Here is an 18,859-nt window from a genome sequence, read left to right on the forward strand (position 1 = left end):
TGCACGGTCGATTGCCTGCATCGGTCCGAAAAGACCGGCCCTTGAGCCGGTCCTTTTCCTTTTCGCCGTTGCCGCCCTGTCACGCCACCAGGGGCTTGCTGTTCTGGGCGTGGCGCATGGCCAGCTTGCGGCCCATGCGGCCCGAGGCCATGGGCCTTGCGCCGGGGCGGGCGCTGTCCGCGTCGCGCAGGTCGGGGAACAGCGCGAAGATCTCCTCGCGCGCGGCCTGGCCCACCATGCTCAGCGCCTGCCGGCCCGGATGCAGCGACTCGGTCTCGGCGCCGTTGGACCAGACCACCTGGTGATCGTCGAACAGGAAATGGACATAGGTGACCGCCTCCAGATCCGTGGCGATGTCGATCCCCTCGACCAGCAGAAGCTGCCTGGCCGCGACCAGCACCTCGCCTGCGCCGAACATCTTTTGCGCGATGCGCGAGCGGATCAGGACGCGGTGCTGGGGCGAGACGATCAGGTCGGCCTCGGGGACGCCCTTGCCCAGGGCCCCCGCGGCGATGCGGATCGGGCGCAGGTTCGGCGCGGCCTCAAGGCCCGCCCGGTCCAGGACGCGCCTGCCGATCCAGCGGATCGGCTGCAGGCCCGCGTCGCGGGTCATCACCAGATCGCCCACCTGAAGGCTGCCCGCCGCGACCGGGCCGCGGTCGGTCAGGATCAGCGCATCCGCCCCGAAGCAGACCACGCCCGTGTTCGATTGGTCCAGGGCGCTTGCGTCCACCGCCCCGCCCGCGTTCTGCAGGACCATGTCCAGCTTGGGCAGGCCGTTCTGGCCGCTCAGGAAATCCAGCCGCCCGTCCGCCTGGTCGGCGCGCAGCCAGCCAAGCGCCGTGGCATAGTGCTGGCCGGGATTGGCGGCGTTCCAGATGGCCAGGTTCCTGTCGTTGTAAAAGCCCGACAGGTCGATGAAATCGCGGTTGGCCTGATCCGCGCCGGTGTTGAAGTCGGTGACCAGGTCGCCGTCGCCCGCGACAAGGGTGTCGCGGCCCAGGCCGCCGGTCAGCGTGTCGGCCCCCGCGCCCCCATCCAGGATATCGTCGCCCGTGCCGCCCGACAGCGTATCCAGGCCGTCGCCGCCAAGAAGGCTGTCATTGCCCTCGCCGCCCAGAAGCGAGTCGTTGTCCGCGCCCCCGTCCAGCGTGTCGGCGCCCTCGCCGCCCGCGATCGTATCCGCGCCCGCGCCCCCCGCGACCGTGTCGTTGCCCTCGCCCGCGTCCACGCGGTCCGCGCCGCCCCCGGCATTGACCACGTCGTCGCCCGTGCCCGCGCTGATCGTCTCGGACCCGGTGCCGCCGGTGATGGTGTCGGCGCCCGCGCCGGTGGTGAAGGTCGCGGCGCCGGTGTTTGCGCTGGCGTTGACCGTGTCGGCGCCCGCGCCGGTGGTGACGTTCTCGATCTCGCTGAAGGTGGCGGTGTTGCCGCCGCTGGCAAGCGTGCCGGCCTCGTTGGTGAAGGTCACGTTGACCGGGGTGGAGATGCTTCCCGCGTCCAGCGTGTCGAAATCGGCGCCGCCCGCCGTGGTGGTCTCGCCGCCGATGATGCTGTCGGTGCCGAAGGCGCCGTTCAGCTGGATCGTGTCGGCATCCGCCCCGCCCGAGACGGTGTCGTTGCCCGCGCCCGCGTCGATGGTGTCGCGGCCCGTCCCGCCGAAGATGCTGTCGGCACCCGCGCCGCCCGTGATCGTGTCGATGCCCGCGCCGCCAAAGACGGTGTCGTCCCCCGCCCCTGCCACGATGGTGTCGTCGCCGTCGCCGCCGTCGATGGAGTCGTTGCCGCCCTGCGTGCTGGTGCCCAGGCTGTCATCGCCATGGATGACATCGTTGCCCGTCCCGCCATGAAGGCGGTCGTCGATGGTGCCGAAGGGCCTGCTCTGGCCGCCTGCCTGGAACTGGATCCCCTCGTCCCCGTCCCAGAGGCCGCCGATCAGCGTGTCGTTGCCGGTGCCGCCGAACAAGAGGTCCGAGCCGGTCCGACCGTCGAGCGAGTCATTGCCGGCACCCCCGTCGAGATAGTTGGTATAGACCGACCCGTCCTGGTCCTCGCCATCGCCGTCCGTGCCGACCAGCGTGTCGTTGAAGGTGGTGCCGATCACCCCGTCGACCCCCTCGAAGCTGTCCGTGCCGAGACCCGCCCCGTTCAGGTTGACGCTGTAGCGCCCGCCTGCCAGTTGAACATTGACGCCCGCCGTTCCATCGGAAAGGTCGGCGATGTCGGTGCCCGCGCCGCCCACCAGGTAATCGTTGCCCGCGCCGCCCTGCAGGCGGTCCCAGCCACCCTGGCCATAAAGCGAATCATTGCCCGCGCCGCCCTTGAGAACGTCGATGTCGGCCTCTCCTCCGGCAAGCACGCTCGCGTTGCTTGTGCTCCCGCCGGTGATGGTGTCATCGCCGGCAAGACCGTCGATCGTCTGGGGCGCGGCATTGCCGCCCAGGCTATCGGCCCCCCCCGTCCCGTTCGTCAGGTTCGTGTTGTAGCCGGGCGAGACCACCACGGTTGCCCCGGTGATCGTCACGTCCGACGAGGTGGGCACGAAGTAAAGCCGGTTGTCGCTGCCGGTCTGGAAGGTCCCGTCCAGGTCGCGGTTGGTGAACGCCTCGCCCGCCTGCGAACCGCTCGCCCGGATCGTGCCCGCGCCGATGGTGCTGGATGTGGTGAAGCTGGTGCCGCTGGTTGCGACGCCGTCGCCGAACCACAAGGCGTTGTCGGCGCCAAGGGTGACCAAGTATCCTGTGGGCATGGCAAATTCTTTCCGGTGAATGCGTTCGGATCTGGAAAAGCCCTGAGGCCTTTAGCCGAAGGCTGACTGAAGATGAGGGCGCAAGGGCAAGCCGATCAGGCTGGACCGACTGTCAGGATCAGGGCGCCAGTCCTGCCTGGAAGAGGGGGGTGCATGCTTGTCGTCCTGCCGTGGATCCAGGGTTCTGCACGCAGACAACGATCGCCCCGCAGGGCGCAGAGACAAGCCAGGATCTCTCATGCATCTTCATCAGACTGCCAGGCCCGCAAAAAAGCCCGAATCGCTAGCTGCACGCAATGTATTCAACGCAGGGTTGCCAGCACGGCGCCGTGCCGTCAAGGATCCGTTTGACCGATTTGCCGGTCTTCTGCGACTTCCTGCTTGCCCGGGACTGGCCCATCAGCCGCACAAGCCCGGCTGATCCGCCGCCTTCTCCGGCACCTTGCCATGACGTCGGTTACGGAACGGATGGTCGCAAAGCCGCAGGACTGGGGCATTCAGAATGGAGCCTGCAGCGACCGTCTGGCCTGGCAATCCCTATCACCACCTCTGCCATCCCGCGTGAGGCCCCACGCTTGAGACATGCCCCGGCGGTGAAGCCGCCGCCGTGGGTCCGGCAACCTGCGCCGGCCCCTTGCCCTATCCGGCCCCCCGCTCCTGCTCGATCCAGGACAGGAACGCCTGCCGCGCCTTGCGGCGGCCGCTGTCGCGCGGCGTCAGGCTGGATTGGGTCAGGTAATAGTCGAACTCCTCCAGAACCGATACCTCTGACAGCTGCACGAGGCGCCCTTCCGCAAGGTCTGGCCCGATCATCGCCAGCGAACACAAGGCCACCCCCTGCCCGGCCAGGGCGGCAGCGCGCAGCAGGTTGAAATCCTCGAAGATGGCGCCGGGCAGACGGTCTGGCACCGCCTGGCCCGCCCGGACCAGCCAGGTCTTCCAGCCCGACAAATCGGTGTCATGCAGCAGCCCGGTCTTGACCAGCCATTCGGCAGACGGTTCGGCCGGACGCGTGCCGATCAGCGCCGGGCTGCCCACCGGCACGCTGCGGCCGGACAGGAACGGCTTGGACAGGATGCCGTCGCCCTGGGGACGGGCGTCGGCAAAGGTGAAGGCCACGTCGGTCGTGGCGAAGTCGATCTCGTGGCCGTGATGGGCATAGATGACCCGCAACTGGATCTCGGGGTGCAACGCGCGGAACCGGGGCAGGCGCGGGATCAGCCAGCAGACCGCCACCGACGGGATCGCCGCCACCACGACCACGCCATCCGGTGAGGCAGGCCCGGCGCGGCGGCAGGCCGCGTCGATGCCGTCGAAGGCCGTGGTCAGGTCACGCGCCAGGGCGGTGCCGCGCGGCAGCAGCCGGGGTGCCCGCCCGCCGCGGTCGAACAGGGGCAAGCCAAGCCAATCCTCCAGATGCTTGATCTGGTGGCTGACCGCGGATTGCGTGACGCACAGGCTTTCGGCTGCCGCACGGAAGCTGCCGGTCCGGGCGACCGCCTCGAAGACGCGCAGGGCATTCAGGGGTGGCTGGGGCATGGCGCGCACAACATGAGCAAAGCTAATCGAAACGTTATAAATGCTCGTTTGATTGCTGCAAAGTCCCGCGTCATCCTTCAGGAAAGATCATGCCAAGAGGGCTCCATGACGCAACGCGAAAGACTTCAGAACTTTGTCGGAAACGGCGAAAAGGCCAAGGGCACCTTTTCGGATGCCGAGATGCAACGCCGGTTGCGCGCGATCCGCAAGCACATGGCCGACACGGGTGTCGATGCGGCGCTGTTCACGTCCTATCACAACATCAACTATTACGCCGACTTCATGTATTGCCAGTTCGGGCGGCGCTATGGCTTCTTTGTCGATCAGGACCATGCCACCTCGATCAGCGCGGGCATTGACGGCGGCCAACCTTGGCGGCGCACCTTCGGGGGCAGGAACCTGACCTATACCGACTGGCAGAAGGATAACTACTTTCATGCCATCCGCCAGATCATCGGCAAGGCCAAGCGCATCGGGGTCGAGTTCGACCACGTCACCATCGACCTGCTGGCCCTGCTGAAGGCTGAATTCCCGGGCGTCGCGTTCGTGGACATCGCCGCGCCTGCCATGCGCCTGCGCATGATCAAGTCGGCCGAGGAGATCGCCCATATCACCGAGATGGCCCGCATCGCCGATGTCGGCGGCGCGGCCTGCGTCGAGGCTGCCGCCGTGGGCGTCCCCGAACACGAGGTGGCGCTGCATTCGACCGCCACCATGGTGCGCGAGATCGCCCGGACCTGGCCCGAGGCCGAGTTGCTGGACACCTGGACCTGGTTCCAGTCCGGGATCAACACCGACGGCGCCCACAACCCCGTCACCTCGCGCAGGATCGAACGCGGCGACATCCTGTCCTTGAACTGCTTCCCGATGGTCGCGGGCTATTACGTCGCCCTGGAACGCACCCTGTTTGCCGAGGAAGCCAGCGACGAACACATCCGCCTGTGGGAGTTCAACTGTAAGGTCCATGACCGCGGCAAGGAACTGCTGGTGCCCGGCGCGAAATGCGCGGACATCGCCGCCGAACTGAACGAGATGTATGCGGCCGAGAACCTGTTGCAATACCGCAGCTTCGGCTATGGCCACAGCTTCGGCGTCCTGTCGCATTACTATGGCCGCGAGGCTGGCCTGGAACTGCGCGAGGATTGCGAAACGGTCCTGGAGCCCGGCATGGTCGTCAGCATGGAGCCGATGATCACCATCCCCGAGGGCCGGCCCGGCGCGGGCGGATACCGCGAACACGACATCCTGGTGATCGAGGAAAACGGCAACCGCAACATCACCGGCTTCCCCTATGGACCGGACCACCTGATCGTCAGGAACGCAGGCAAGGCCCAGGCCGCCTGACACAAGCAACCGGCGGGACAACCCCGCCGGTTCCGCTGGTGCAGGGCTTTTCCGCGTCTGGCGAATATGCGGGGGCCACATCCATGCTGTCCTGCCGCGAAACCGCAGGCAGGCCGCCTGAGGACTGAAGCGCCGCTGGATGAGCGCAAAAAGCGGCCCGAGGGCCGCTTTTTCAGTGTGATCGCGGTGGGCCGACGATCAGATCACCCCGAAGGCCAGCATCGGCTCGGCCACGCGGATGAAGCCTGCGATATTGGCACCCGTCACGTAATCCCCCGGGACGCCGTATTCCTCGGCTGTCTCGAAGCAGCTGTCATGAATGTCGCGCATGATTTCCGCCAGCCGGCTTTCGGTCTTTTCAAAGGTCCAGCGGTCGCGCGAGGCGTTCTGCTGCATTTCGAGCGCCGAGGTCGCGACGCCGCCTGCATTGGCCGCCTTGCCGGGGCCGAACTTGACGCCCGCCTGATGGAAGGACCGGATCGCTTCGGGGGTGCAGGGCATGTTCGCGCCCTCGCCCACGGCCATCACGCCGTTCTCGATGAGCCGCTTGGCATCCTTGCCGGTCAGTTCATTCTGCGTGGCCGAGGGCATGGCGACATGACAGGGAACATCCCAGATCGAGCCATCGCCCGCCTTGACGAAATAAACGCCGCCGCCTTCGCCTTTCAGGCGCAGGTATTCCGAAATCCGGCCCCGCCGGACTTCCTTGATCTCTTTCACGAGCGCCAGATCAAGACCGTTCTCGTCCACGATATAGCCGCTGCTGTCGGAACAGGCGACAACCTTGCCGCCATAGGACTGGACCTTCTCGATGGTATAGATCGCGACATTGCCCGAGCCCGACACGACGACCGTCTTTCCGTCGAAATCATCGCCACTGGTTTGCAACATGGCGCGCGTGAAGTAGGTGTTGCCATAGCCGGTGGCTTCCTTGCGGGCCAGCGAGCCGCCATAGAACAGGCCCTTGCCGGTCAGCACGCCGGCCTCATAGCGGTTGGTCAGGCGCTTGTACTGGCCGAACATATAGCCGATCTCGCGCGCACCCACGCCGATGTCGCCTGCGGGCACGTCGGTGTATTCGCCCAGGTGGCGATACAGTTCGGTCATGAAGCTCTGGCAGAAGCGCATGACCTCGGCGTCCGAGCGGCCTTTCGGATCGAAGTCCGAGCCGCCCTTGCCGCCGCCGATGGGCAGTCCGGTCAGCGCGTTCTTGAAGGTCTGCTCGAAGCCCAGGAACTTGATGATCCCGACATTCACGGACGGGTGGAACCGCAGCCCGCCCTTGTAGGGGCCCATGGCCGAGTTGAACTGGACGCGGAAGCCGCGGTTGATCCGGACCTGGTTGCTGTCGTCCGTCCACGGCACGCGGAAGATGATCTGGCGCTCGGGTTCGCAGATCCGCTCGATCAGCGCCTTGTCGAGGTATTCGGGATGCTTGGCGACCACCCGGCCCAGACTTTCCAGAACCTCGCGGACGGCCTGGTGAAACTCGGCCTCTCCGGCGTTGCGCCGGATCACCTCGTTGAAAATGCCCTCAAGCTTGTTGTCGATCTGTCCCATTTCTGCTCTCCGCTAATTTTGTGGCATTGATAGCCTGCGGCGCAGGCACATCAAGAATGTAATGCTGTCGTCATGTGCAATAATCAGATCCCGGCCGGTCATGCACCGCCATAAAGCATTGCAAGGGCCGGCAGCCAAGCTGTCAGGATACCGCCAGACAGGGTAACGATTGCCGTTGCGCGTTCCATCGGCCGCCGGATGGCCAGGACCAGGAAATACAAGAACCACAGCCCCGCCCAGCAGATCCAGCACAGGCCCAGCCAGACCGTCATCGTGAACAGCAGGGTCAGCGCCGCAGCCTTGACCGTGGCAGGCGTGCTTGCCTGGGCCATGCCCATCACCGTTCCGGTAATGACCGCCACCGCGATGTTGAGGAACGATATCCGGGGCACCCGCCCGCCTGGCTGCCTCTGCCGCTTGTGCCATCTGCAATGTCTTTCAAGAAGGGGGATTTCGACGGTGCCGTCTTCGCGGTGTCTGCACGAAAAACCGGCAAACCGTGGCCTTCCGAATTATTTTTTCCTGTGGTGGGCAGGCCGTTTCGTTCGCCAGGCGGCGCGGAACGGGCCAATGGCGCAAAACCGGGCCGTGCATGAGCCTTTCTCATCAAGACATGAGGAAAGGTCCTTTGACACGAGGGCTGTTTGGACGCTCCGCTTGAGGAAAAAGGCAGCCAACCATGTGGACATGGACAGGCTGATCATCTCCACATCCAGCACGGGATCCCACGATGAAGACATCTCTTATCCTCGGCACTGCCCTTGTCCTGATCGCGACCGCGAGCAGGGCGGAAGAAATCACCGTCATGTCTTGGGGCGGCACCTACAGCCAGAGCCAGGTCGAGGCATATCAGAAGCCCTTTACGGCCGAGACCGGCATCACCGTCAGATCGGTCGACAGCGACAACCCCGCCATTCCTGTCAAAGCCCAGGTCGAGGCGGAAAATGTCACCACCGATGTGGTGGACATCGAATATGCCGACGCCATCCGCCTGTGCGACGAAGGCCTGCTGGAGGAGATCGACCCCGCCATCCTGCCCCCTGCCCCGGATGGCACCCCCGCGACCCAGGATTTCCTGCCGCAGGGTCTCAGCGACTGCGCGGTGGGGTCGATTGTCTTCTCGACCGTCTATGCCTATGACCGCACCCGCTTTCCAGACAACCCGCCCACGACCATCGCCGACTTCTTCGACACGGCAAGGTTTCCCGGCAAGCGCGGCCTGAAGAAGGCGCCCAAGGCGCTGCTGGAAATGGCGCTGATGGGGGACGGCGTCCCGGCCGATCGGGTCTATGACGTGCTGTCCACCCCCGAAGGCGTAGATCGCGCATTCGCCAAGCTGGACACGATCAAGAAGGACGTGGTCTGGTGGGAAACCGGAGCACAGGCGCCGCAGCTTCTCGCCGACGGAGAAGTGGTTCTGTCCACCGCCTATAATGGCCGGATTTTCAATGCCGCCGTGTCCGAAGGCCGCCCGTTCGAGATCGTCTGGGACGGACAGGTCTATGAATACAACCTGTTCGCCATTCCGAAGGGCGCGCCCAACAAGGACGCGGCGCTGAAGTACATCGCCTTTGCAACCGGCACGCAGCGGCTGGCCGATCAGGCGAAGTGGATCAGCTATGGTCCGGCCCGCAAGTCGTCGGCGCCCCTGGTAGGCCTTTATCAGGACGGAAAGACCGATATGGCGCCCAACATGCCGACGAACCCTGACAACATGAAGAACGCGCTCGGGTCGTCCTATGACTTCTGGGTGGATCACGAGGCCGAGTTGACGGAACGTTTCAACGCCTGGCTTTCGGCTGGCTGACAGCCAGGCAGACCGCGTTCGGGCCATCCCTTGATCCGGTGGTGGCGGGCTGGCCCTCAGCATCCTGTCCCCGAAGCCCATACCGTTTGACGTGGATGATGCCGCTCAGCACCGTGCAGCCGCCGGATCGGGCTCGCCCTCGGAGCTTGGAAAAGCAGGGCTGAATGCGTCTCAACTGCCGTGCGCCTGGCCAGAAATGTCGCGCTACTTGCCGGGACAGGAATGGCATACTAGCATCCAGCGCGCGCTGGAAACGAAAGAACCCTATGGCCGACCCCCATCCACGTGGCTTTTTGACCGAGCGGATCATCGAGCGCCTGCGCAGTGCCATCATGGAAGGCGAGTTGCAATTGGGCGAGCTTCTGTCCGAGGACAAGCTCGCACTCAGCCTGGGTGTCAGCCGCAGCCCCGTGCGCAAGGCCTTCGCCGCATTGGAGCAGCAGGGCCTGATCGTGGTCAGGCCGCAGCGCGGCAGCTTCGTTTTCCGGCCGACGGCGCGGGATATCGACGACCTTGCGCAGTTCCGTCGGCTGATCGAGGTCGAAATGCTGCGCCTTGCCTTTCGCGACAAGCGCGGCGCCACCCTGGCAGCGATGAAGCATGCGGCGCAGACCATGCATCATGCACTGGAATCAGGCGATGCGGTGGCCGCGGCGCGGGCCGACATGGCGTTTCACGACGCAATGATCGAGAATTGCGATAACTCCTACCTCATGGCGGCCTATCGCATGGTGGCGGGCAAGGTCGCCGCGTTGCGTTCGCATCGCGCGGTATCGCCTGATCAACTCCGCGCCAGCGCCGAGCATTTCCAGATCATCGAGATGCTCGAGCGCGGCGACCTGTCCGGGGCCAGCGACCTTCTGGGCGAACACATCCTGAAGATGGCGGACCGCTTCAAGGAAGAGCTTCCCACCGAGCGGCGCCCCGGTCGCGGCCCGGTGCTGGATCGCATCGGGCCGCTGGAGGATTGATCACGCGGCGGATGCGGACAGGAAGCGCCGGGTGAAATCCATCCCCTTTTGCGCCTTCTGGAAGAAATCCAGCCCCTGATCGGCGCTGTTCGGGGTTTCGACGCTGATCGCCACATCATCCGGCAGAACCTGCATCAACTCGCGCAGCCACAAGGCGCCGGTGCCCGGTTGCAGGCGCCCCGTCCGCGCTTCCGCGATGCAGGCATCGGTGTCGACAGGCAAGGCCGAAGCCGCATCGCAGAGTTGCAGATAAAGGATCAGGTCCGGCGGCAGGGCGGCCACCTGCGCGGGCGACCCGCCCGAGCGCGACAGATGCAGGGCGTCCAGCAGAATGCCGGCATTGCCTGTCCCCGCCAGCCGCGCCAGCTCGGCCGCGTCCTGAAGGGTGGCGGCGGAACGCCACCGCATGAACTCGATCGCCATGCGGATGCCATGTTCGGCCGCGGTCTCGGCGATCCGGGCAAGGTTCTCGGCCGCGCGGCCGCGATCGGGATCCTCGGACGTGATCTGCATCAGCGGCATGGACAGTTCCGCCGCCGTCTCGATCACCGGGGTCCATTCGCGCACATCGGTCCCGGGTGTCAGGGTAAAGACCTCGCCATCCAGGAAATCCACCCCCAGATCCGCCGCCAGCGCCCTGAGCCGGCCGACAAGCGCCGGGTCGCCGACGATGGGATGGGCCAGTTCCAGCCCAAGCGGTGCAATCAGCCGCAAGCCCACCGAATCATAGCCCGCTGCGGCGGCGGCACGGACATGGTCCAGGGGCGGACAGCCCTGCACGGTCAGGTAGGCCAGTGAAAGCCGATGATTTCCGAACATCTCCGATCCCCTCAATAGGTGGCGCGCCCACCCGAGACGTCAAAGACGGCCCCGGTCGAAAAGGAACATTCCTCCGAGGCCAGCCACGCCACCAGCGCCGCCACCTCGTCGGCGCGGCCAAGCCGGCCGACCGGGATCTTGGAGGTGACATAGGCCCGGAATTCCGGCGTCAACTGCTGCATCATCTCGGTTTCGATTGCGGCGGGGGCGACGCAGTTCACGCGGATGCCGGTTGTCGCCAGCTCGCGGCCCACGGATTTCGTCAACCCGATCACCCCGGCCTTCGAGGCGGAATAGGCAACGGCATTGGGATTGCCCTCCTTGCCCGCGATCGAGGCGATGTTGACGATCCGGCCATAGCCGGTCTTCAGCATTTCGCGCACCGCTGCCTGGCAGCAATGGAATACCCCGGTCAGGTTCAGCCCGATGACGAAATCCCAGCCGTCAGCCGGATATTCGGCGAATGGCGCAAGCGGCCCGTTATGGCCGGCGCTGGCGACAAGGATCCCCAATGGGCCCATCTCGGCGACGACGCGGGAGGTTGCGGCCTGCACGGCCTCGCGGTCGGTCACGTCCACCGCATACCCGCGCGCGCCAGAGAGTTCGGCCGCGGCTTCCTGCGCACGCCCCGCATCCAGATCCCAAATCGCGACCTTGTGGCCCTGCCCGGCAAGGCGGCGGGCGATGGGCAGGCCAAGGCCCCCGGCTCCTCCGGTCACGATCGCGACGCGCGGCGTCTCGTGTCTGTGCATGATTTTCCCCTCTCCCGGGTTGCTCGCGGGCTCATCATCCTTGACAAGCCGCCTTACTAACATCCTAGTAGCCTAAGTGGCGTGCCAAGGAACCGTCTGTCAAGCACGACCTGAGGAGGGGAACGAATGGCACTGAAGGGGGGCGCATTTCTGGCGATCTGGCACGACATCGCCGAAGGAGCGCACGAGACCTACATCGAATGGCACACGCGCGAGCACATGCCCGAGCGGCTGTCCATCCCCGGTTTCCGCACCGGCAAGCGCCTGCATGATCCCGGGGCGGGGCGATATGTCTTCGGCACGATCTATGCCGGGGATGATGTCGAAGTGTTCCGCTCGCCCGCCTATCTCGCGCGCTTGAACAATCCGACCCCCTGGACGGCCGAGGTTGCGCCCAGCTTCCAGAACTTCCTGCGCATTGCCTGCCGCCGCATCGCCCATGCCGGGCGGGGCGATGGCGGCGCGATGGCGACCATCCGCTTTGCCTTCGCGGGGGACGCGCCCGAAGCCGTGCTGGAAAGCCGCGGACAGGCGCTGGTCGAGGCCGTGCTGGCCCTGCCGGGCGTGGCCGCCGCGCATCTGGGCCTTGCGCGTTCCGAGGTTTCGGCCGTCCGCACGCGCGAGACCGAGATTCGCGCGGCGATGTCCGAGCAGGGATTCGACGCGGTGCTGCTGGTCGAGGGATCGTCCCGGCCCGGCCTTGGCGCTGCGCTCGACCGCGCTCGGGGGCTGGCGCTTGCGACCGGCGCGCTGGCAGGGGGTGAGGTCAATCTTTACGACGTGGCCTTCACCTTGACCTCGGAAGACATGGCAGGCGCGGCTTGAGCCGGGTTCTGATCACCGGCGGAGCCGGATTTCTGGGCGGCTGGATCCTGCGCGAACTGGCGGGGCAAGGCCATGTCATCCGCATCTTCGACCGCTCGACCGACCGGCGGATCCTGCGCCAGATCGCGGGGGCCGCGGCCGAGCCTGTGGAATGGGTCCAGGGCGACATCACCGACGCGGCAGCCCTGCGCGAGGCCGCCCGGGACTGCGATGCCATCATCCACCTTGCTGCCCTGCTGACACCTGCCTGTCGGGACAATCCCGTGCTGGGCGCCCAGGTCAACCTGATCGGCACGCTGAACGTTTTTGCCGCCGCAAAGGCGCAGGGCATTCCCCGCGTGGTCCATGCCAGCAGCGCCGCGGTATTTGGTCCCGATGACGGCGCGGTGCCGCATCCCGTGACGCACTATGGCGCCTTCAAACTGGCCTGCGAGGCCTCGGCCCGCGCCTGGTGGCTGGACGAGGGCATTGCCAGCATCGGTTTCCGCCCCACCGTCGTCTATGGACCGGGGCGCGAAACCGGGCTGACGGCCGGTCCGACGCTGGCCTGCCGCGAGGCGGTGGCGGGGCGGCCTTATACGATCGGCTATTCCGGGCCGCAGGATCTGGTCTTTGTCGGCGATGTGGCAGGGGCCTTTGCCGCGGCCGCCCTGGCCCCATACGAGGGCGCGCATGTCTTTCCGCTGACCGGCGGCACGGTGGACCTGCCCGAGATCGTCGCGGCGATCCGATCGGAAATCCCGGATGCCCGCATCGACTTCTCCGGTCCCGAGGTGCCCATGGCGCCGGAGGTGCGCCCGGTCTCGTTCGAGCATCTTCTGGGTCCGGCCCGCAGGACGCCCCTGGCCGAGGGCATCGCCCGCACCGTCGCGCATTACCGCGCCGCGGCGGAGGCGGTCAGTCCGCGCGCAGATAGCGCAGGATCATCTCCTTGATGGTCGCAAGCCGCGCCTCGACCCGGTCGCTGGCAAGCAATTCGCGGCCGAACAGCACTTCGAGCGTGTGGCGGTTCGAGACATAGGTGAAACCAAGGGCGGAGATCGAGATGTACAGATCCAGCACGTCGATGCCGGGGCGGAACACGCCCTGTTCGGCCCCCCGGTCAAGGATGGCGCCCAGTTGATCCAGGATCGTGCGGTTCAACTCGGTCATGTTCTGCGTCGCCTTCAGATGGGCGGCGCCGTGCAGGTTCTCGGTATTGATCAGTCGGACAAAGGCCGGATGCTCGATGTAATAGCGGAAGGTGAACTCGACCAGCCTCGAGATGGCCTCCTCGGGCCGGTCAGGGTCAAGCTCCAGCGCCGCCTCTGCGTTGCGGATGTCGGCATAGATGGCGCGCAGGGCAGCCAGGTAAAGCTCCTCCTTGCTGCCGAAGTAGTGGTAGACCATCGCCTTGTTGGTGCGCGCCCGGTCCGCGATCCGGTCCACCCTGGCACCGCCAAGCCCAAAGGTGGAAAACTCCTCGATCGCCGAATCAAGCAGCGCGCGGCGGCGCTTCTCGGGCGCGCGCTCGCCCGGGGAAACCCTGGATTTCTCTTTCAAGTCAATTCTGTCCGTCATGGTGGGGAACTCGTTTCCTGAGGCAAGGGGCGGGATGACTGTAGCGTTGCCGTTGACTTTAACCAACTGGTTGATTAACACAAAGAAGCGAATGGAGGATTCGCCTGACATCATCGCCGCGGGCAGGGAAACCCGCGCAAGATCTCGAACGAAATCGTCAAGACTTCTGGGAGGAAGCATGTCTTTCAAGTTCTCGATCCGGGCCGCCGCGCTCGGTCTGGTGGCCGCGATGGGGCTGGCGGGCTTTGGTTCCGATGCCAAGGCTCAGACGCTGGAAAAGATCAAGGATGCGGGCGTGGTCCGCATCGGCGTCATGGGCGAACAGGCGCCATGGGGTTCGATCGACGCAAGCGGGCAGAATATCGGATATGATGTGGACGTGGCCCGCCTGATTGCCGAGGAACTGGGCGTCAAGGTCGAATTCGTGCCCGGCGCGGTCGCCGCGCGCATTCCGAACCTGCTGACCGGCAAGGTCGATCTGCAGATGGCGGTGATGGGCATGTATCCCGACCGCGCCAAGGTCGTGCAGTTCACCCAACCCTATGCGGGGCTCAAGATCATCCTGCTGTCCAGCGCCAAGAACAGGATCGAGACGATCGAGGATGCGCGCAGCATGAACATCGGCGTGCCGCGCGGCGCGGCGCAGGACACCGCGATCACCAAACTGCTTGGCGACCTGCCGAATATCCGCCGCTTCGATGACGACAGCTCGACCATGCAGGCACTAGTCTCGGGTCAGGTCGATGCGATCGGCGGCAACACCACCTACAAGATCAATCTCGACAAGGCCGCGCCCGGCAACGACTTTGAACAGAAGGTGGTCTTCCAGGAACAGTGGATGGGCGTCGCAACCCGGCCCGGCGACAAGGAGGTCAACGAATGGCTGAACGCCTTCATCGAGAAGATCAAGGCCGACGGCCGGCTTGAGGCGATCAGCCAGAAATGGCTGGGAGAGCCCTTGCCGCAATTCCCCGCCTCGCTCGAAGGCGTGCCCTTTACCGTCCAGTAGGCGGCCGGCCCGCGACGGGCGATGTGACGATGGCAGCCGCACCCATGCGGCTGCCTGCCGACCGAACATGTGCGAAGGCTTGCAATGAAAAAGATCTATGTCCTGAACGGGCCGAACCTGAACCTGCTTGGACAGCGCGAACCCGAGATCTATGGCCGCATCACCCTGGACCAGATCCGCGGCTGGTGCGAGGACGATGCTGCCGAACTGGGGCTGGAGGTGGTCTTCCGCCAGTCGAATTTCGAGGGCGAGATCATCCAGTGGATCCACGAGGCGCGGACGGACGCTGCCGGGATCGTCATCAACCCGGCCGGATACACCTTCACCTCGATCGCGATCCTCGACGCGCTCAAGACCTTTGACGGACCCAAGATCGAGCTTCACATCTCGAACGTCCATCAGCGCGAGGAGATTTACCACAAATCCCTGGTCTCGCGCACGGCCACGGCGGTCATGGCGGGCTTCGGGGCCTTCGGCTATCGGCTGGCGCTGCGCGCCATGAAGGAGTGGACCCAATGATCCGCATCGCATTGCTGGGCGCGGGCCTGATCGGGCGCGAACATGCGGCGCTGATCCAGGCACATCCTGGGACCGGGCTGGCCGCGATCTGCGACCCCTCGCCCGCAGGGAAGGCCCTGGCCGACACTCTGGGCGTGCCGCATTTCGCCGATTACGCCAAGGCGCTGGACGCGACACGGCCCGATGGCGCGATCATCGCGCTTCCGAACCGCCTGCACGAGCCCGCCGCCCTGGCCTGCATCGAACGCGGCATCGCCTGCCTTGTCGAAAAGCCGGTGGCCGACACGGTGGCTGCGGGCATGCGCATCGCCCAAGCCTCCGAGGCGCGCGGCGTCCCGGTGCTGGTCGGACATCACCGCCGCCACAGCCCCGATATCCGCGCGGCGAAGAAAAGCATCGCGGCGGGCGAACTGGGCGATCTGGTCGCGGTGAACGGGATGACGCTGTTCGACAAGCCCGACGCCTATTTCCAGGCCGAATGGAGGCGCCAGCCGGGCGGCGGACCGCTGCTCATCAACCTGATCCACGACATCGACGCGTTGCGCCATCTGATCGGAGAGATCGAGAGCGTGCGCGCCTTCACCTCATCGGCCACGCGCGGCTTCGTGGTCGAGGATACGGCCAGCATCGCCATCCGCTTCCGCAATGGCGTTCTTGGCAGTTTCGTCATCTCGGACGCGGCGGTCAGCCCCTGGGCTTGGGAATATTGCTCGGGGCAGGCGCTGTATCATCCCGCGCAGCCCGGCCCTTGCCTGTTCATCGCCGGCCGCAAGGCGGCGCTGTCGGTATCCGACATGTATCTGTGGCGCCATGCTTCGCAGGACGAGCACTGGCAACATCCCCTGCTGCGCGAACATCGCCCCGGCGACGGATCGCGCACCTATGTCAACCAGCTTGACCATTTCATCGCGGTGATCCGGCGCGAGGTCGAGCCTTTGATCTCGGCCCGCGACGGCCTGGCGACGCTGGCCGCGACATTGGCGATCGAAACGGCCGCGCGCGAGGACCGCACCGTCACGCTGGACGAAATGCTGGGGCAGGCCGCGGAAAGGGCGGTGGCATGACCCGGCCGCTGTCGCTGTCCTTCCTGACCTGCCTTGGCGCCCCGCCCGAGGAGGCGGTCCGCGTCGCCGCCGCGACCGGATACGACCTGCTGGGTCTTCGGATGCTGCCCGCGGCTGCGGGCGGGCTTGCCTTTCCGCTGATGCAGGATGCCGGCCGCCGCCGCGCCCTGCGGCGGCAGATGGAGGACTGCGGGATCGGGATCCTTGATGTCGAGATGATCCGGCTGACCCCCGATTTCCGGCCCGGCCCCTTCCTGCCCTTCCTTGAGGCTTCCGCCGATCTTGGCGCACGCGCCATCCTTGTCGCCGGGGACGACCCGGACGAGGAACGGCTGACCGCGTCCTTTGTCGCGCTATGCGAGGCGGCGGCGCCCCTGGGCCTGACGGCCGATCTGGAATTCATGCCGCAATCGGACCTGACGGATCTCGCCGCGGCCCTGCGGGTGCTCGACGCCGCGGACCAGCCCAACCAGGGCGTGATCGTCGATGCGCTGCATGTTTCCCGTGCCCGCGTGACGCCCTCGGCCATTGCCGCCATCCCGCGCGAATGGCTGCATTATGGCCAGATCTGCGATGGTCCCGCCGAGATCCCCACCACGCGCGAGGCGCTGAATTTCGCCGCCCGGCACGAGCGCCTGCTGCCGGGCGAAGGCGCAATCGACCTGGCGGCGATCTTCGCGGCGTTGCCGCCCGACCTGCCGGTGGCGGTCGAGGTGCCAAACGACCGGCAGTCGGCGGGCATGACAGCCGAGGCATGGGCACGGCGCGCGCGGCGCGCGGCGCTGGACGTGCTGGAACCGCAACCCGTGGGCAAGGAGCCCTGAGATGATCCGCAAGACAATCCGCGGCGAAAAGATCCCCGCCCTTGGCCTGGGCACCTTCGAACTGACCGGCCCCCAGGGGGAGGCGGCGATCCGCACCGCCATCGAAATGGGTTATCGCCAGATCGACACCGCCATCCGCTATGGCAACGAACGCGAGGTGGGCCGGGCCATCCGCGCCTCGGGGGTGGCGCGGGACGAACTTTTCGTGACCACCAAGATCTGGTTCGACAACCTCGCGCCCGATCAGGTCCATGCCTGCGTCGGCGAAAGCCTGGACCGGCTGGGGTTGGAACAAGTGGACCTGCTGCTGGTCCATTGGCCGACGCGCGATGTGCCGCTGGGAGAGACACTGGCCGCCTTTGCCGATGAGCGCGCCAGCGGCCGCACCCGGCTGATCGGGGTCAGCAACTTCACCGTGGCCCTGCTTGACGAGGCGCTGGAGGTCCACGGGGCCGACCTGTTCTGCAACCAGGTCGAATACCACCCCTACCTGTCGCAGGAAAGGCTGCTGGCCCGGATGCGCCGCGCCGACATACTGCTGAACGCCTATCAGCCCATCGCGCGCGGCAAGGTGTTCCAGTCCGACCTGCTGAAGGCGATCGGGGCGAAATACGGCAAATCCGCGGGACAGGTCACGCTGCGCTGGCTGGTCCAGCAGGATCATGTCGGCGCGATCCCGCGATCGTCCCGGCCGGAAAACATGCGCGCCAATCTGGAGATCTTCGATTTCGAGCTGGAGGAGGAGGACATGCGCGCCATCCACGGGCTGGCACGGGGGGAAAGGTTCTCGCGCTTCGACTGGGAGCCGGAATGGGACGCGTGATCCGTCAGACCGCAGGGAGAGGGGCAGATGACACTTGATTTCAGCGTGGTGGCGAATGCCTGGCCCGCCCTGCTTTCCGGGGTCATGGGCACGATGCTGCTGGCGGCATCCGGCATGGCGCTGGCCATGATCATCGGCGTCCTGGGCGTGGCGATCCTGCGCGCCCAGATGCGGATCCCCAGCTTTCTGGTGACCGCCTTTGTCGAGATCATCCGCAACACCCCGTTCCTTGTGCAGATCTACTTCATCTTCTTCGCCCTGCCGCTGGCGGGCATCCGCCTGAACCCCACGATCACCGCGATCCTCGCCCTGGGGCTGAACGGCGGGGCCTATGCCATCGAAATCATCCGGGGCGGCGTCGAAAGCATCTCGAAGGGCCAGACCGAGGCGGGCCTGGCCCTGGGCCTGCACCGGGGCGAGGTTTTCCGCCTGATCGTGCTGAAGCCGGCGCTGAAGGCGATCTATCCCTCGCTTTCCAGCCAGTTCATCCTGCTTACGCTGACCACGGCGATCTGCACATCCATCTCGGCCTACGAGCTGACCTCCGTCGGCCAGCGCATCGAGGCCGAGACCTTCCGCAGCTTCGAGGTCTATTTCACGCTGACCATGATCTATCTGGTGATCTCGCTCATCACGATGTGGGTGCTGGCGGCCATCGGCAAGCGCGCCTTCAACTATCCCGACCGCTGAGGAG

General features: G+C 65.9%; 18 protein-coding genes. 11 read left to right on the forward strand and 7 right to left on the reverse strand.

Annotated elements, in window-relative coordinates; translation table 11 throughout:
• Positions 1 to 79 precede the first annotated feature (79 nt).
• The gene (locus JX613_RS13120; RefSeq protein WP_207101912.1) at positions 80 to 2,749 is read right to left on the reverse strand and encodes a Hint domain-containing protein; all 2,670 of its coding nucleotides are present in this window, start codon (positions 2,747 to 2,749) and stop codon (positions 80 to 82) included.
• Between the two features lie 639 nt (positions 2,750 to 3,388).
• Positions 3,389 to 4,288 (reverse strand): LysR family transcriptional regulator, encoded by a 900-nt coding sequence (locus tag JX613_RS13125; RefSeq protein ID WP_207101913.1) that lies wholly within the window; start codon positions 4,286 to 4,288, stop codon positions 3,389 to 3,391.
• A gap of 105 nt (positions 4,289 to 4,393) precedes the next feature.
• On the opposite strand from JX613_RS13125, the gene JX613_RS13130 reads away from it, so the two are divergent.
• Positions 4,394 to 5,632 (forward strand): aminopeptidase P family protein, encoded by a 1,239-nt coding sequence (locus JX613_RS13130; RefSeq protein WP_207101914.1) that lies wholly within the window; start codon positions 4,394 to 4,396, stop codon positions 5,630 to 5,632.
• A gap of 198 nt (positions 5,633 to 5,830) precedes the next feature.
• On the opposite strand, the gene gdhA is transcribed toward JX613_RS13130, so the two are convergent.
• Together gdhA and JX613_RS20310 are read right to left on the reverse strand one after the other, a co-directional pair.
• Positions 5,831 to 7,192: an NADP-specific glutamate dehydrogenase gene (gdhA, locus tag JX613_RS13135; protein WP_207101915.1), complete on the reverse strand. Its 1,362-nt coding sequence runs from the start codon at positions 7,190 to 7,192 to the stop codon at positions 5,831 to 5,833.
• A 98-nt stretch (positions 7,193 to 7,290) separates the two neighbouring features.
• Entirely contained in the window at positions 7,291 to 7,584 is a 294-nt protein-coding gene (locus JX613_RS20310) for an AmiS/UreI family transporter (RefSeq protein WP_336512303.1), read from the reverse strand.
• A gap of 338 nt (positions 7,585 to 7,922) precedes the next feature.
• On the opposite strand from JX613_RS20310, the gene JX613_RS13145 reads away from it, so the two are divergent.
• Together JX613_RS13145 and JX613_RS13150 are read left to right on the forward strand one after the other, a co-directional pair.
• Positions 7,923 to 8,999 (forward strand): ABC transporter substrate-binding protein, encoded by a 1,077-nt coding sequence (locus JX613_RS13145; RefSeq protein ID WP_207101916.1) that lies wholly within the window; start codon positions 7,923 to 7,925, stop codon positions 8,997 to 8,999.
• Between the two features lie 266 nt (positions 9,000 to 9,265).
• Positions 9,266 to 9,970: a GntR family transcriptional regulator gene (locus JX613_RS13150; protein ID WP_207101917.1), complete on the forward strand. Its 705-nt coding sequence runs from the start codon at positions 9,266 to 9,268 to the stop codon at positions 9,968 to 9,970.
• On the opposite strand, the gene JX613_RS13155 is transcribed toward JX613_RS13150, so the two are convergent.
• Entirely contained in the window at positions 9,971 to 10,789 is an 819-nt protein-coding gene (locus JX613_RS13155; RefSeq protein WP_207101918.1) for a sugar phosphate isomerase/epimerase family protein, read from the reverse strand.
• Positions 10,790 to 10,800: 11 nt separating this feature from the next.
• Positions 10,801 to 11,541 (reverse strand): SDR family NAD(P)-dependent oxidoreductase, encoded by a 741-nt coding sequence (locus JX613_RS13160; protein ID WP_207101919.1) that lies wholly within the window; start codon positions 11,539 to 11,541, stop codon positions 10,801 to 10,803.
• 126 nt (positions 11,542 to 11,667) lie between these two features.
• Here JX613_RS13160 and JX613_RS13165 point away from each other — a divergent pair, with 126 nt between their 5' ends.
• Complete coding sequence (locus JX613_RS13165) at positions 11,668 to 12,366, forward strand: hypothetical protein (RefSeq protein ID WP_207101920.1); 699 nt, start codon at positions 11,668 to 11,670, stop codon at positions 12,364 to 12,366.
• Positions 12,363 to 13,301 carry an NAD-dependent epimerase/dehydratase family protein gene (locus JX613_RS13170; RefSeq protein WP_207101921.1) on the forward strand — a complete coding sequence of 313 codons (939 nt, stop codon included), beginning with the start codon at positions 12,363 to 12,365 and terminating at the stop codon, positions 13,299 to 13,301. Before JX613_RS13165 ends, JX613_RS13170 begins: the two co-directional genes overlap by 4 nt.
• Here the strand turns inward: JX613_RS13170 and JX613_RS13175 are convergent.
• Entirely contained in the window at positions 13,264 to 13,926 is a 663-nt protein-coding gene (locus tag JX613_RS13175; protein ID WP_207101922.1) for a TetR/AcrR family transcriptional regulator, read from the reverse strand. The two genes, JX613_RS13170 and JX613_RS13175, sit on opposite strands and share 38 nt — an antisense overlap.
• Before the next feature lie 178 nt (positions 13,927 to 14,104).
• Between JX613_RS13175 and JX613_RS13180 the strand changes: the two genes are divergently transcribed.
• The 6 genes from JX613_RS13180 (at position 14,105) to JX613_RS13205 (ending at position 18,855) form a co-directional block, all read left to right on the forward strand.
• Positions 14,105 to 14,935, forward strand: a complete 831-nt coding sequence (locus JX613_RS13180; RefSeq protein ID WP_207101923.1) for a transporter substrate-binding domain-containing protein — start codon at positions 14,105 to 14,107, stop codon at positions 14,933 to 14,935.
• 84 nt (positions 14,936 to 15,019) lie between these two features.
• Positions 15,020 to 15,454 carry a type II 3-dehydroquinate dehydratase gene (gene aroQ, locus JX613_RS13185; RefSeq protein ID WP_207101924.1) on the forward strand — a complete coding sequence of 145 codons (435 nt, stop codon included), beginning with the start codon at positions 15,020 to 15,022 and terminating at the stop codon, positions 15,452 to 15,454.
• Positions 15,451 to 16,518, forward strand: a complete 1,068-nt coding sequence (locus tag JX613_RS13190; protein ID WP_207101925.1) for a Gfo/Idh/MocA family protein — start codon at positions 15,451 to 15,453, stop codon at positions 16,516 to 16,518. Before aroQ ends, JX613_RS13190 begins: the two co-directional genes overlap by 4 nt.
• Positions 16,515 to 17,342 (forward strand): sugar phosphate isomerase/epimerase family protein, encoded by an 828-nt coding sequence (locus tag JX613_RS13195; RefSeq protein ID WP_207101926.1) that lies wholly within the window; start codon positions 16,515 to 16,517, stop codon positions 17,340 to 17,342. Before JX613_RS13190 ends, JX613_RS13195 begins: the two co-directional genes overlap by 4 nt.
• A 1-nt stretch (position 17,343) precedes the next feature.
• Entirely contained in the window at positions 17,344 to 18,165 is an 822-nt protein-coding gene (locus tag JX613_RS13200; protein WP_207101927.1) for an aldo/keto reductase, read from the forward strand.
• A gap of 27 nt (positions 18,166 to 18,192) precedes the next feature.
• Positions 18,193 to 18,855, forward strand: coding sequence for an amino acid ABC transporter permease (locus JX613_RS13205; RefSeq protein ID WP_207101928.1), 663 nt, complete (start codon positions 18,193 to 18,195; stop codon positions 18,853 to 18,855).
• Positions 18,856 to 18,859 lie beyond the last annotated feature (4 nt).

Origin of the sequence: Paracoccus shandongensis, from assembly GCF_017315735.1 — a bacterium.
Classification (GTDB): domain Bacteria; phylum Pseudomonadota; class Alphaproteobacteria; order Rhodobacterales; family Rhodobacteraceae; genus Paracoccus; species Paracoccus shandongensis.